Here is a 13,376-nt window from a genome sequence, read left to right on the forward strand (position 1 = left end):
GGTTCAGTTTTCCTTGGATTGTCCGGTGTGCTTTACGCGATAGCCCAGCGGGAAAAGTTGCAGATCATAGCGGCTGCGGATTACGCCCCAGATACCTTTCGGTGCCTTAAGCATGACGACAATCGCGACCACGCCCAAAACGATCAGGTATGTTGTTCCAAGGTCAGCCAGCGTTTCGCGTAGCGCAAAGAAGACGAGTGTGCCGATGATCGGTCCTTCGATGGTACCGATGCCGCCGATCACTACGATGAAGATGACGAAGGCAGTCCAATCATTGACGCTGAACGCCGCATCCGGCGATATGCGCAGCTTTTGCAAGAAGATCAGCGCGCCGATCATCGCCGTGAATGCCGACGTGACGACGTACACTATGAACTTCGTTCGCCAGATATCGATGCCAAGGCTACCGGCGGCCAGTTCGTTGTCCCGAATTGCCGTCAATGCCAAACCTTGGCGCGAACGCAGGAAGAGATACACGGCGGTCACAACCAGCACGGCGGCCCCGAGTGCCAGCCAATAGCTCAGCGCCTCACGCATCGCGCGCCCGGATGCCAGTGATTTCACGATGGCAACGGGCAGCGAAGATCCTGACCCTCCGCCAAGCGCTGAGATTTGCGCGAAGCTCAGTCGAAAGACCTCTGCGATGACCCAGGTGCCAATGGCAAAATATGCGCCCCGAAGCCTGAAGATCAGAACAGCAACCGGGATCGAGATCAAAGCCCCTAGCGCTCCCGCTGCTGCAATAGCAACCAAGGGGTTCAGCCCACCCAGCATCGTAAGTGCGAAGAGCATATAGCCGCCGAAGCCCACATAGGCTTGCTGCCCAACCGAGACGAGGCCGGCGTAGCCCGCCATGAGGTTCCAAAGGGTGGCAAGGGATAGGTAGAGAAACAGCTCCCCCATCAAGCGCATGTCGGCGCGGCCTGCCCACCAGGGCGCTGCAATCAGAACAAGCAAACCGATTGCGGCCACGATCGCTGCAACGCGCGCTGCTTTTGATGACCGAGATACACTGTAGTCCTGCAAGTTCATCCGGAAACCCTCGGGAAGAGGCCGTTCGGACGAACGGCAAGAATAACAAGGAAGGCAATATGGCCGGCTAGTACTTGCCAGCCCGGATCAATCTTAGCTCCGATGGTTTGCGCGACGCCAAGAATAACGCCGCCAATGAGAGTGCCCCAAAGGTTGCCAAGCCCGCCGATAATGACAGCCTCAAAGCCAAAGATCAGGCGGCCCCCGCCAATCGAGGGATCAAAGCTTGTCCGAATGCCAAGCAGAATACCGGCGATTGCCGTCACGCCGAGGGCCAGCGCCATGGCCAAGCCAAAGATGTGTCGGCGATCGAGGCCCATGAGCTGGGCAATGTCTTGATTGTCGGACACCGCTCGAAATGCGCGACCGATAGCAGTGTGATAAAAGGTCCATTGGAGCCCCCAGATCACGGCGATTGCAATCCCGAAAGTCAGCAGCGGCAAGATCCCGAGGGTCACACCGCCTACCGCAACGCTGGCTGTTTCCAGAGCACCAGCATTCAGTGTTTGCGGGTCGGCTGTGTAGACCTCCAGCAACCCGTTCTGGATGATTACACTCAGCCCGAAGGTCACAAGCAGCGGTGGAAGGATATCGTCGCCCAGGGTTTGGTTCAGTAGGCCGCGTTGAAGGGCATACCCAATCAGAGCCATAGCGGGCACCACGATCACCAATGCGGCCATCGGATGCATCCCGGTCGCGGTCGTCACGGTCAGCCCAAGATATGCAGCCAACACAATTAGATCGCCATGGGCAATATTGACTAGCCGCATAACCCCAAAGATCAACGAAAGACCTGCGGCAAACAACGCGTATAGCCCGCCCAGTAAAGTTCCCTGCACGACAGCGTTCAGCCATTCCATATTATTCGATCCCGAAATACGCGCGCGAAATGTCTTCGCGCGAAACGGTGTTAGACGAGCTTTCCAGCGAAACGCGCCCTTCCTGAAGGCAGTAGACCCGGCTAGAGACCGACAGTGCCTTGGTGATGTCTTGTTCGACGATGATCGCACTCATGCCCTCGCCGATGATGCCGGGCAGAGCGTCGTAGATACCTTTAATGATGATCGGCGCGAGCCCGAGGCTGATTTCGTCGAACAGGATGAGGTCTGGATTGGACATCAGGGCACGCCCTATGGCGACCATCTGCTGTTGGCCGCCCGACAGCGATGTAGAGGCCTGATCTTTGCGCTCCTCAAGGATCGGAAACAGATCATAAACAGCTTTCAGATCCCAAGGGCCTGAGCGACCAACTTGAGCCCCGATCATCAGGTTTTCCTTGACTGACAACGATGGGAACAACTGGCGACCTTCTGGAACCATGGCGAGGCCAAGTACTGCAACTTGGTCTGCGCGAAGGCGGCTGATATCCTGACCACGGTAGTGAATCTGATCCCGCCCGTTCGTCAGCAACCCGGTGATTGACCGCATCAGGGTCGTCTTGCCTGCGCCGTTCGCACCAATGATGGCCAGAACTTCTCCCTCGCCGACGTCCAATTCGACATCATAGAGCGCTTGGAAATCGCCGTAGTAGGAGTTCAAACCGCGTGTCTGAAGAATTGAGTCAGGCATCGGCTTCGATCCCCAGATAGATTTCCTTTACTTCAGCGCTTTCCATAATTGCCTGTGGCTCGCCTTCCGCGATTTTTTTGCCAAAGTCGATGACGATCAGACGATCCACGACGGCCAACAGCGCATGCACAACATGTTCGATCCAGATGATGGTGACGCCAGCGGCGTGGATGTCCTTGATGGTTTGGACCAGTGACTTGCACTCAGCTTCGGTCAAACCACCTGCAATCTCATCCAGCAACAGCAGTTTGGGCTTGGCGCAAAGCGCACGTGTTAGTTCCAGGCGTTTGCGCTCCAGCAAAGTCAGGCTACCAGCAAGAACGTTTGCCTTGGGCAGCAGTTCCGTTTGGTCCAGAACCTCCAGACAAAAGTTTTCGGCCTGGTGTCCGTGCATGCCAGCTGATTGCGTGGCGGCGATCATCGCGTTTTCGAAAACAGTCATGCCCAAAAACGGCTGCGGGACCTGAAAAGAACGCGCGATGCCTGCATGGCTGCGCTTTGCCGCGCTCCATTTGGTGACGTTTTGCCCACTGAATTCTATCACCCCGGAATTGGATTTGAGCGTCCCAGTGATCAGATTGAACATCGAGGTTTTGCCAGCGCCGTTGGGGCCTATTACCCCGAGTGCCTCGCCTTTGTGGACCTCATAGCTCATGGCATCGGCGACAGTTACCGCGCCAAATGCCTTGCTCAGGTCTTGGAGTCTCAAGATTGTCGTCATGCTTCTCTCGGATGGAGGGTTCGGCACCAAGATCGGCGCCGAATGTCTGGTCAGCCCAGCAGATTCATATCGGCCGTGATCGGAACTTCGGGCGCGGTGCTGTTCGCAACAATCTGCAGCTCATAGGCGTCTCCGGACTTCTGCCACTGGCCTCCGACCAGCGGAGTTTTGGTGACGTTGTTCATCGGCCCATCACCCCAGTTCACCGGCCCGACAATTGTGTTCAGGTTGGTTGAGGTGATTGCCGAAATGATCGAAGACGGGTCTTCCAGATCATCCGCCCGTTTGATGACATCAGCGACGACCTCGAACAGAGCGTGTTTAAAGCCAAGGGGTTGAGTCCAGAGGCGACCGGACTCTGCGGTATAACCTTCGGCTAGGTCTTTCGAGGAAATGCCGGTGAGTGAGGACGAGAACGGATGATGCGGGGACCACCAGACCTCGGTCGACAACCCGTCACCGCGGTCTCCCAGCGATTCAATGACGGATGGGAACAGAAGCGCCTTGCCAATGGTCACGACCTTTGGGTTGAACCCTTGCTGGGCGGCCTGGCTCCAGAACGTAGCGAAATCAGGTGGGATCATGTTACCCGTGACGATTTCGCAGTCGGCAGCCTTGAACGCTGCGATCTGGTTTGAGAAGTCGTCGGACAAAGGCTGATAGCGACCGGGATCGGTCAACGTGTAGCCAGCTGCGGCGAGCGGTTTAGGCAGGCCCAGTTCCGCATCGCCCCAAGCATTACCGTCGGCATCGTTGGGGAATAGACCGCCGACGGTTTTTGTGACACCCGTTTTATCCCACATATCAAGGAACGCCGCGATCACGTCTTCCAAACCCCAGAAGAAGTGATAGGTCGTTTCAAAACCCTCACCCGGAACACCATTGCGGCCAAAGAAATAGGGCTGCCAAGGGCAATCAGTCGTGATGCAGGGAACTTCGTTGATCTCTGCCTGATCCGCAACAGGGTTCACCGTGTCCGGCGTTGAAGCCGCTACGATGATATCGACCTCATCGCCCAAGATCAGGTCAGCGGCGACCTCGGCTGCGCGGTTGGGGTTGGACTGGCTGTCTTTTGAGATGATCTCGACGTTCCAAGTCTTTCCGTTATTGTCCAACCCGGCCGAAAAGACCTGCTGAATGGCTTGAAGCACATATTCATCAGCCTCGGCGAAACCAGCCAGTGGACCGGTACGCGGGCTGACATTGCCAATCCTTAGCGTCGGGTTTGCCGCATAAGCACGCGTTGCCCGGAGGATGGCCGGAGCAGCGATTGCCGCCGTAGCCCCGGCAATAAAACCGCGCCTTGTGGCCGTCTTAAAAGTCTTTGTCATTGCGTCCTCCCTTCACCGGCCTCCCGCCAGTGTTTGATTGATCTTACAAAGTCTTCTCGAGATTTTTCAGATGTTTCGCGACACGTTGGCGAACCTGATCTGCTTCGCCCTCGGCCCATTTCCTGAAACCTTCGCCTGATTTCATGCCCAGCTTGCCCGCATCGACAAGCGACTTGAGGTAGGATGAAGGGCCTTTATGCGCCTCAAGATCGTGTAGTACGTTTTCGTGGATATCGAGTGTTAGGTCAGTACCAACCAGATCTGCGTTTTCCAACGGGCCAAGGACTGCCAATCGCCGCCCAAAGCTGGACTTGATCACGGTATCAACGGCTTCCGCATCGCAAATACCGTTTTCCACCAGACTGACCGCTTCGCGCCACAGCGCATGCTGAAGGCGATTGCCGATAAAACCGGGCACGTCCTTCTCGACCATCACCGGAGTTTTTCCTGCGTCCTTCAGCAGATCGAACATGGTTTGCGCGATCTTGGGATCTGTCCATTCCGTCTTGATAACTTCAACTAGCGGGATCATATGCGGCGGGTTCCACCAATGCGTCCCCAACGCGCGTCTTTTCAGCCGCAATCCAGACATGATCTGAGTGATGGGCATGACCGACGTATTTGAAGCGAGGATGCAGGTCTCTGGTGCGTGCGCCTCGATCTCAGCAAAAATCGCTTGCTTGAGCTCCAGCTTTTCCGGTGCCGCTTCGAACACAGCGTCGGCGTTTCGAACCGAACCTTCCGTCGTCGCAAAAATCTCAATCATCTTGAGGGTTTTCGTGATTGTGACCTCGTCATCCCCCATCGCAGCCATGCTGGCACGAATGCGGTCAGGCACGGTAGCGCGCGCCTCTTCAACGGGATCTGTGATGGCCACATATTGACCTGCTTTTGCTAAGGTCAGGGCGATACCGTGCCCCATAAGACCCGCGCCGATTACCGCTATCTGCTGCTTTTTGCGCACCATTCTTTAACCCGCCGTGTATCCGCCGTCGGCATGAAGGATATGCCCGGTGTAAAAATCAGATGCCCGCGACGCGAGAAACAAAAGAGGACCCGCAAGGTCTTCAGGCTCACCAAGTCGCCCTTTGGGAACACGGGTCAGGAAACCGTCGCGCACTGCCTTCGCTTCGTCGGTGTCTTCGAACATCCAAGCCGTCAAAGGCGAACGGAATACCGTTGGCGCGATCGCGTTGACGGTGATCCCTGTTGGACCTAGCTCACATCCTAAGGCTTTGGTTATCCCATTCACAGCAGCCTTTGACGCGCAATACGCCGTGTAGCCAGCTGGGTGACCCAGGATGCTGCGCGCGGAACTGACGAAAATGATCTTGCCGTATTCGCTTTGCTTCATGTGCGCCGCCGCCGCGCGTGCCAACAGCCAGCTTTGGTTCACATTGGCGTCCATCACTGCGTCGAAGGTCTCTGGCGCCATTTCGTTGATCGGCGCAACTTTGTTCATACCGGACGCGACAACGAGAATATCGAGCCTACCAAAATTATTGACTGCTTCTTCTACCAGCGCACTGCAGGATGCCTCGTCGGACGGGCGCGTATTCACCGCAACGACGATCGCACCAAGCGACTTGCACTCTTTGGCGATCTCGTTGAGCGCGTCCTGATTGCCCGCAGCCAGAACCAGATTGCACCCAGCTCCGGCCAAGACGCGCGCTGCGACCGTGCCAAACGCGCCGGATGCTCCGGTGATCAGTGCGACGTTGTCTTTTACGTCAAACATCTTGAGTGGATCAGACATTCTTTTTGTCCTTAGCTTTCTGGTGGATACGGAATGACCACAAGCATCTTGCAGGTGTGGTTCGACCGGTTTTCGATCAATCGGACCTCGCCCGGTGCGATCGTGCAGCTGTCCATGTGTCCAAGCGTGGTCTCTTTGCCGTCTATGATGATCGTCATCTCGCCATCCAAAACCACATAGACTTTCTCGAACGGTGTAGAATCCGGCCCAGCACCACCTCCTGGTAAAAACTGGCTGAAGCCGATCCACTGATTTGTCGGCCCACCCTCTTCGAACCCTTGCAAGCGAAGCCCATGACACCCGAAGTGGTTCGGTGCTTCGTAGGGTGACGCGTCTTGAAACCGCTTCAGATGCATGTCCGTCTCCGCTCAAGGTTATTGGCGGCCGCCGGCGAACCGACGACCGGTCCGTGAGTGTTCAGAAGTCTTCGCCAGCTTCGATGCGGTAGGATTGGTTCTTGTCGATCATCGCGACCAAGCGGATGATGCAGCCATCGCCTCGATCCCAGTTCCATGGGAAGAACGCGAAGGTACAGCGTTTTCCGGTTACCGCATCCAGATCCCCACCGACATTTTCAATTCCGAGAATACCTTTGGAGAACAGCATGTTGTGCACCGGCTCCCACTCGGGAAAATCAACTTCCCACGGCGTCCCTCCTGACCACTCAAGATACTCTTTTTCGAGGTGTGGCATGATCGGACCGTTTCGCTGCGGACCAATGGCAGTTGCCAGCGGGTGATCGTTCGCCTGGGTATCGTGGCCAACGACTTTCACACCTTTCTCAATCATCCACTCAGCTGCAGAGGGAACGAGACCCGGGCAATAAGCAAAGTAGTCGCCGTCTTCATACTGCTTGTGCCAACCTGTGTTGATGATCAGCACATCGCCTTTGCGGATTGCATGACCACAGGCCTTTTCCAGATCATCACCGGTGATTTGCTCCCATTTCTTTTTTGGTACAGAAACCACCAAACCCGAGCCAAAGAAATGGGGTAGCGGCACCTCGTCGATGAACGGCGTTCCCTGAACGACATGCGCTGGTGCATCAATATGAGTGGTCACGTGCATAGTCGTAGTAATCGTTTGAGACAACACGCCGGACTTGGCCATATAGTGCTTTCGGTCGATCTGGACGTCCTTGAAATACGGCCAGTTGGGGCACTGAAACCCGTATCTGTGGCTCAGATTGTAAAACTCAAGCCCCATGTCATTGTCGGTGTTTGCCTGAAACTCAATGCCGCGGATTTCGACCATTGGGCATATCTCCTCTGTTCGCCGGAAACGCGGCGGTGTTCGCTTTTCAATTGTCTGGGTGGCCTCCCCACCTGTCCCGTATGATGATGCATACGCACCGCATTATGGTCAACTAAAAACTCACTATACGGTTGACTTGCACCGCATTATGATACACCACTAAAAAATCGCCAGGCATCCAGAGCTACGATGCCAAGACAGAATGGGATAGGTTAAATGTCTGAAAAAGTGGATAAAGGTGGCATTCAGGTCATTTCCAGAGCGGCCTCGATTTTGCGTGTTCTAAAAGAAAACCAATCCGGAATGAGCTTGGGGAAAATCGCCGAGCGTGTTGACCTGCCCCGCTCTACGGTACAGAGAATCACAAGTGCGCTTGCTGAAGAAAAACTTGTCATCGCGGATGCAAATGGGGGCGGTTTGAGGCTCGGCCCCGAACTGAGCGCTCTCGCGGGCGCCGCGCAGTACAGCATCGTCGAACACTGTCGGCTGCTTTTGACGGAACTGACCCAAAAGACCGGGGAAACCACAGACCTCGCCGTCATGCGCGGTATCGGCATGGTTTTCTTAGATCAGGTCCCAGGTGTCTATCGATTGACGACCGTTTCGCAAGTGGGCGAGGTTTTTCCGCTGACCACCACTGCAAATGGGAAAGCTTGTCTCGCTCAACTCGATGAAGGAGATGCGACAAAGCTCATTCAAAACGAATGGGAACGGAATGGTATCCAAAGGAATTTGGATGAGTTCCTTTCCGAACTGAATACGGTCCGCGAACAGGGCCTTGCCTATGATTTGGACGAGCATTCCGCCGGCGTGTCGGCGATCGGGTTTTCTTTCGTCGACTGGGTCGGAGACCTGCACGCGATCTCAATTCCAGTGCCAACGACGCGATTTGCGCGACAAAAAGAAAGCATCGAAAGAGCTCTGCTGGAAACATCCTCAAGTATTCATCAAACCTTCCATTGAATACATGAAAACGACTGTGGCTCGATTTAGGCTCGGGACGGGTCAAGCTTTTGTGTCTGCAATAGACGCGAAGGTGCTGTCAGATGAATTCGAACCAGTCTTTGTTTGCCGCGTAAATTGCGTACCTATTCGGAACAAAGTTGACGCCACTCGGCAAGAGCGGCGGTGCGTGTTAGCTTGAATGGTGCTGTCAGACGAATTCGAACCGGTCTCAGTTTGCCGCGGAAACCGCGAACCTATCCGGAACAAAGTTGACGCCACTCGCTAAGTGCGGCGGCGCGGGTCAGCTTGAAGGTGTCTCGACTGGCTAGCGATCTTTCCTGGTTGAAGTGGTTGTAGACAGAGGAATGGACGGAGGCGAATTTCTGTAAACTTCGCATGCGCCTGAAACGCTGCATCGCGCGTTCGCGTCGTCGAAATGGGAGGTGCGAATTCTCGACGCGGTTGTTGAGCCACCTGCCCGTCTGTTGTTTTTCAAGCGCGCCCATTTCTCTGAGCGCTGCCTTGTAGGAAGCGAAGCGATCTGTGACGATCTCTTCGGCGCAGCCGTGCCGCTTCATCAATTTCTTGAGAAATTTCAGTGCTGCAGCTTTGTTACGGCACTTCGTTACAACTGCTTCCAGCACCTCGCCTTCGTCATCCACAGCGCGCCAAAGATAATGCCGTTTGCCATTCACTTTCACAAAGACTTCGTCCACGTGCCTCTTCCATTTTGAAAAGGTTCGGAGTTGCTGCACACGCTTCCGTCTGATCTCAGCGGCGAACATCGGGCCGAACCTATTCCACCAATAGCGGACTGTCTCATGGCTTACATCGATCCCACGTTCATGCAGGAGATCTTCGACATTCCGAAGCGAGAGTGGAAATCGGATGTACAGCATCACCGCCAGGCGGATGATTTCGGGGCTGGTTTTGAAGTACTTGAAGGTGGCATCTTTGGTCATTCCTAAATGCTATGCAACCGCCCGCCCCGCTCAAGAAAAGTTCTTCTGACAAGACCGCTGAACACGCTTCCGTCTAATCTCAGCAGCAAACATTGGCCCGAACCTGTTCCACCAATATCGGACAGTTTCGTGGCTCACGTCGATGCCTCGCTCGTGCAACAGATCTTCGACATTTCGAAGCGAGAGCGGGAAACGGATGTACAGCATCACCGCAAGGCGGATGACCTCGGGACTGGTTTTGAAGTACTTGAAAGAGGCAGGTTTGGTCATTGGCAAAAGCTACGCAACCGTCCTGCCTGCCTCAAGACAAGTTCTTCTGACAAGACCAGCGCTAAGACGAGTTTTTCTGGCAAGTCGCTACCAATTATTCATCTTTTTCATAAACTATAAATGGCGTTCTCTTAGCGACTTTGTCGTACAGAACTCGACCGGGATAATTAAATTCTTGAGTTGTCCAGTAGGTGGTCGGAACACCGTCCTGCTTGGCGATCTGGAAGACAGTTTCGATTAGAGCTCGACCAACACCTTTTCCTCTAACCTGCTGATCAGCGAAGAGATCCATCAAATAACAGGTATCCTCCACCGACCACATGAACCTATGGTAAAGGTAGTGCGCTAGTCCAACCGGTTTCCCTTCTAACTCAGCGATGAGGCAATTGTATTCACCTGCATCTGTTGACAACAATCTGTTGAACGAAACCTCGTAGACTTCTTCTGAGACAGAGGTCTCGTAGAAATCCAAGTATGCCGTCCATAAGCGCCGCCACTCTTCGTTGTCTTTCAATTCAAGCGGACGGATGATTAAGCCTTCCGGCATGGGTGATTTCTCCTGCTTTCCCTTGAGTGCGTACAACCGAGATCGCCCAGCGAAGTCAAATCGGCTGCCGCTCGACATCCAGACGATCATGTCTAAGTGGAATGTCCTCATCCACTGCTTCGTCCAATTCCTGCGCGTATCGATGGCCTGAATAAACCGCTGCCGCAATTATCGCCGGAGCGTCGCAATCTCCTATGCGACGAAGGCTGAACGGCAAATCCTCGGAACTCGCCCGCCCCAGTAATCCCCTGTAGAGACCATCATTTGGCTTCCGAGCAGTAACCATCACTATGTTGGCAACCGGAACATTCACATTTGGACCGCCATAGGCGCACTCCAACTCTGCGATTTCGCCATCAAATTGCTTAAGCGACTTTGACGGCAGGACCTCGACCCCTAAGCGAAGCAAATGCGTTCTGATGCGCCAACGTTCGGACGTATTTCTTGCCCAGTCAGAAACACTGTCAAACGGTGTGACCAGCGTGACGGCATGTCCCTGCGTTCTGATTTTTTCAGCAACAACACTGGCCATGTAGTAGCCATCACCATCAAAAACGAGCGTTGGTCCAATGGGAAGATTCCCATCCATGATGTCATCGGGAGTAAAGACCCGACCTAAGGCTGACCCTTTTGCGACCGGGGCGAAACGTTCTTCGTCAAAATACTCTTTTCGCCAAGTCGCGCCGGTCGCGATCGCAACGTGGTCAGCATCGACGGCCAAGATATCGTCAACTGTCAGCGGGCTTTCACGGTAGATTTCAACGTTGGGCATCTCCATCAATTGCTGCTCGCGATAATCTTTGACGCGAATGTACTCGCTCATTCCAGGCAGAGCCGCTTCGCGCGAGACCCTGCCACCCAACTCACGAGTAGCTTCCGCCAATTGGACATCATACCCACGCACGCCAAGTGCCCGTGCCGCTTCCAGTCCGGCAGCGCCTGCCCCGACAATCAAGACGCGCGCATCTGAGGATTTCTTACGAATGATTTCAGGGTGCCAGCCTTTGCGCCACTCCTCTCCCATTGTTGGGTTCTGAGTGCATCGAATAGGTACCCCTATCGAGTCACTGGCGTAACAAACATTGCATCCGATACACTCGCGGATCGCGAACAAGCGTCCTTCCTCAATCTTCTTTGGAAGGTATGGATCAGCAATCGACGGGCGCGCTGCCCCGATGAAATCGGTTACGCCCCGCCTGACTTGCGAGACCATGGTATCCGGTGACGTGAAGCGACCAACGGTCACGACAGGCTTATCCGTTACCGACTTGACCCAATGCATGTAGGGTTCAAGAGCTGCTTCTTTGGTAAAACGGGAGACACCCATCTCAACCGAATAATCTGCGATGTTGATATCCCACAAATCCGGCAGGTCAGAGATCATCTCAAACATCTCTCGTCGTTCACCATAGATTGGCTGGCCATCCTCGCCGATCTCTTCGTCAGCCGAGAACCGAACGGCCACGGCGCACCGGTCGCCAACGGCCTCCTTGGTTTCCTGAATCAATTCTCGTGTGAGACGCACCCTATTTTCTAAGTTGCCACCATATTCGTCACCGCGCGTGTTCACGCGCGGATGCAAAAAATTCGAGATCAGGTATCCATGCGTTGCATAAACATAGACAACGTCAAATCCAGCGTCTCTTGCCCTCAAAGCGGCCTTTCGATGCCAACGGCGTAGATCCCGGATGTCCTGCTTGTCCATGGCGCGGGTCTGAAATGGATGCCCTTTTGTGTTTGGCCGGCTGTCCACATCCATGCTCGGCAACCGGGAGAACAAGTTGTTCGAGTTGGCGCCTCCGTACCATAGTTCAGCACCTGCAAGGCTGCCGTATTCGTGCACCGCGTCCGTCATCAGTGCGTGCGCCCGAACATCACTGTCATCCCAAAGCGACGCGTAGGGATGCGGAAGGTCGTCGGATGATGGGTGGATCGAGTTGTATTCCGTGCATATGACGCCCCACCCTCCTTGCGCCTTCACTTTACGCATAGCAGCAAGCGTACGTGGGTATTGCCAACCCATACCTGTACAGTGTGGCACCTGATAAAACCGGTTTGGCGCAGTAACTGGCCCGATTTGGACTGGTTCGAAAAGGATGTCGTAGCGAGAGTCCATGTCCATTTATTTGTCCTTATTTAGCTGCGCCATGCGCCGGCTGATCTTGTCTGGAATTTCCGGTCTGAGAGCCATTCTGCTTCAATCACCGTTGTTGAACGCGGGCATTTGAAAATGATCCGGGTAGACCTTGGCAAGAAAGGCGGCGATGTGATCCCGGGCGACAGAACGCCGAAAATTCTCGGGATAGGTCAAAAGTTCCAACCAGATTCCGTCGTAAAGAGCTTCCAAAATATTGGCGACTTGCCTTGGCGGCATGTCTTCATACCCACCGTCTTCAGCAATCTCTGAACACAGTCTCAGTGCTACGTCGTACCGCTCCTGATCGATGTCATTGATCAGACTGCGATAGACTTCGCGCCGTCCTGCTTCTCCGAAAAACGCAAACCAAACGGCTAGCTTTTTTGGCGTGCAAATCTGGGGGTGAAAGTGCGCATCGACGATCGCCAACAGTTTTTCAGGCGCTGACAATCCTGCATTGTCAAAGGCTTCCAACCACTGTTCGTGGTGCTCCTTTGCTAGAAACAGCAACGTTTCTTCCAGCAAGTTCTGCTTGCTTTTGAAGTGGAAGTTGACAATGCCCAGTGACAAACCTGCAATCTCGGTCACGGTGGACATGGTCGTTCCGCCAATTCCGTTCTGAGCAATCGAGTCGATTGTAGCGTCGATGAGTTGCTGACGCCTCACCTCTTTGGACTCGGTACGCCGCCGTCCTTCAGGGTTTGTTTTTTCGATTGGCGATTGTCTCACCCGAATGCATCCCATCTACTAAAGCACTTCATCGGTCTTGCCTGCGCCCAACAGCCGTTCTTTTTCAGCGCGTGGACAATTGACATATGAGAGATAAATGCCATTGATTGAACAATCATTCAA

At 54.4% G+C, this 13,376-nt stretch carries 14 protein-coding genes and 1 pseudogene; 1 reads left to right on the top strand and 14 read right to left on the bottom strand.

Features of this window, described 5'->3' with window-relative positions; genetic code table 11:
• Positions 1-3 precede the first annotated feature (3 nt).
• The 9 genes from ACR0B5_RS20240 to ACR0B5_RS20280 all read right to left on the bottom strand — a co-directional run bounded on the left by ACR0B5_RS20240 (position 4) and on the right by ACR0B5_RS20280 (position 7,663).
• On the bottom strand, positions 4-1,032 hold the full coding sequence (locus tag ACR0B5_RS20240; RefSeq protein WP_425083493.1) for a branched-chain amino acid ABC transporter permease: 1,029 nt from the start codon (positions 1,030-1,032) through the stop codon (positions 4-6).
• On the bottom strand, positions 1,029-1,892 hold the full coding sequence (locus ACR0B5_RS20245) for a branched-chain amino acid ABC transporter permease (protein WP_480542946.1): 864 nt from the start codon (positions 1,890-1,892) through the stop codon (positions 1,029-1,031). The genes ACR0B5_RS20240 and ACR0B5_RS20245 overlap by 4 nt, the downstream gene beginning before the upstream one ends.
• Position 1,893: 1 nt before the next feature.
• Complete coding sequence (locus tag ACR0B5_RS20250; RefSeq protein ID WP_480542948.1) at positions 1,894-2,601, bottom strand: ABC transporter ATP-binding protein; 708 nt, start codon at positions 2,599-2,601, stop codon at positions 1,894-1,896.
• Complete coding sequence (locus ACR0B5_RS20255; RefSeq protein ID WP_480542950.1) at positions 2,594-3,310, bottom strand: ABC transporter ATP-binding protein; 717 nt, start codon at positions 3,308-3,310, stop codon at positions 2,594-2,596. Before ACR0B5_RS20255 ends, ACR0B5_RS20250 begins: the two co-directional genes overlap by 8 nt.
• Before the next feature lie 62 nt (positions 3,311-3,372).
• Positions 3,373-4,653 carry an ABC transporter substrate-binding protein gene (locus ACR0B5_RS20260; protein WP_480542952.1) on the bottom strand — a complete coding sequence of 427 codons (1,281 nt, stop codon included), beginning with the start codon at positions 4,651-4,653 and terminating at the stop codon, positions 3,373-3,375.
• 43 nt (positions 4,654-4,696) lie between these two features.
• The gene (locus ACR0B5_RS20265; protein WP_170722999.1) at positions 4,697-5,620 is read right to left on the bottom strand and encodes a 3-hydroxyacyl-CoA dehydrogenase NAD-binding domain-containing protein; all 924 of its coding nucleotides are present in this window, start codon (positions 5,618-5,620) and stop codon (positions 4,697-4,699) included.
• 3 nt (positions 5,621-5,623) lie between these two features.
• Positions 5,624-6,409 (bottom strand): SDR family oxidoreductase, encoded by a 786-nt coding sequence (locus ACR0B5_RS20270; RefSeq protein WP_170681658.1) that lies wholly within the window; start codon positions 6,407-6,409, stop codon positions 5,624-5,626.
• A gap of 11 nt (positions 6,410-6,420) precedes the next feature.
• Complete coding sequence (locus ACR0B5_RS20275; RefSeq protein ID WP_480542954.1) at positions 6,421-6,765, bottom strand: cupin domain-containing protein; 345 nt, start codon at positions 6,763-6,765, stop codon at positions 6,421-6,423.
• Between the two features lie 61 nt (positions 6,766-6,826).
• On the bottom strand, positions 6,827-7,663 hold the full coding sequence (locus ACR0B5_RS20280; RefSeq protein WP_155150267.1) for a cyclase family protein: 837 nt from the start codon (positions 7,661-7,663) through the stop codon (positions 6,827-6,829).
• Between the two features lie 216 nt (positions 7,664-7,879).
• On the opposite strand from ACR0B5_RS20280, the gene ACR0B5_RS20285 reads away from it, so the two are divergent.
• Complete coding sequence (locus ACR0B5_RS20285) at positions 7,880-8,626, top strand: IclR family transcriptional regulator (protein ID WP_480542957.1); 747 nt, start codon at positions 7,880-7,882, stop codon at positions 8,624-8,626.
• A gap of 236 nt (positions 8,627-8,862) precedes the next feature.
• Here ACR0B5_RS20285 and ACR0B5_RS20290 read toward each other — a convergent pair whose 3' ends face one another.
• The 5 genes and pseudogenes from ACR0B5_RS20290 to ACR0B5_RS20310 all read right to left on the bottom strand — a co-directional run bounded on the left by ACR0B5_RS20290 (position 8,863) and on the right by ACR0B5_RS20310 (position 13,268).
• Complete coding sequence (locus tag ACR0B5_RS20290; RefSeq protein ID WP_480542959.1) at positions 8,863-9,570, bottom strand: IS6 family transposase; 708 nt, start codon at positions 9,568-9,570, stop codon at positions 8,863-8,865.
• Positions 9,571-9,627: 57 nt separating this feature from the next.
• Positions 9,628-9,840: pseudogene (locus ACR0B5_RS20295) on the bottom strand (IS6 family transposase); the annotation flags it as partial.
• 94 nt (positions 9,841-9,934) lie between these two features.
• Positions 9,935-10,477: an N-acetyltransferase family protein gene (locus ACR0B5_RS20300; protein ID WP_480542961.1), complete on the bottom strand. Its 543-nt coding sequence runs from the start codon at positions 10,475-10,477 to the stop codon at positions 9,935-9,937.
• The gene (locus ACR0B5_RS20305) at positions 10,443-12,509 is read right to left on the bottom strand and encodes an oxidoreductase (protein ID WP_480542963.1); all 2,067 of its coding nucleotides are present in this window, start codon (positions 12,507-12,509) and stop codon (positions 10,443-10,445) included. Before ACR0B5_RS20305 ends, ACR0B5_RS20300 begins: the two co-directional genes overlap by 35 nt.
• Positions 12,510-12,584: 75 nt before the next feature.
• A complete protein-coding gene (locus ACR0B5_RS20310; protein ID WP_480542965.1) occupies positions 12,585-13,268 on the bottom strand; it encodes a TetR/AcrR family transcriptional regulator in 684 nt (227 codons plus the stop codon).
• Positions 13,269-13,376: the final 108 nt, after the last annotated feature.

This window comes from Ruegeria sp. AG1, assembly GCF_056541705.1.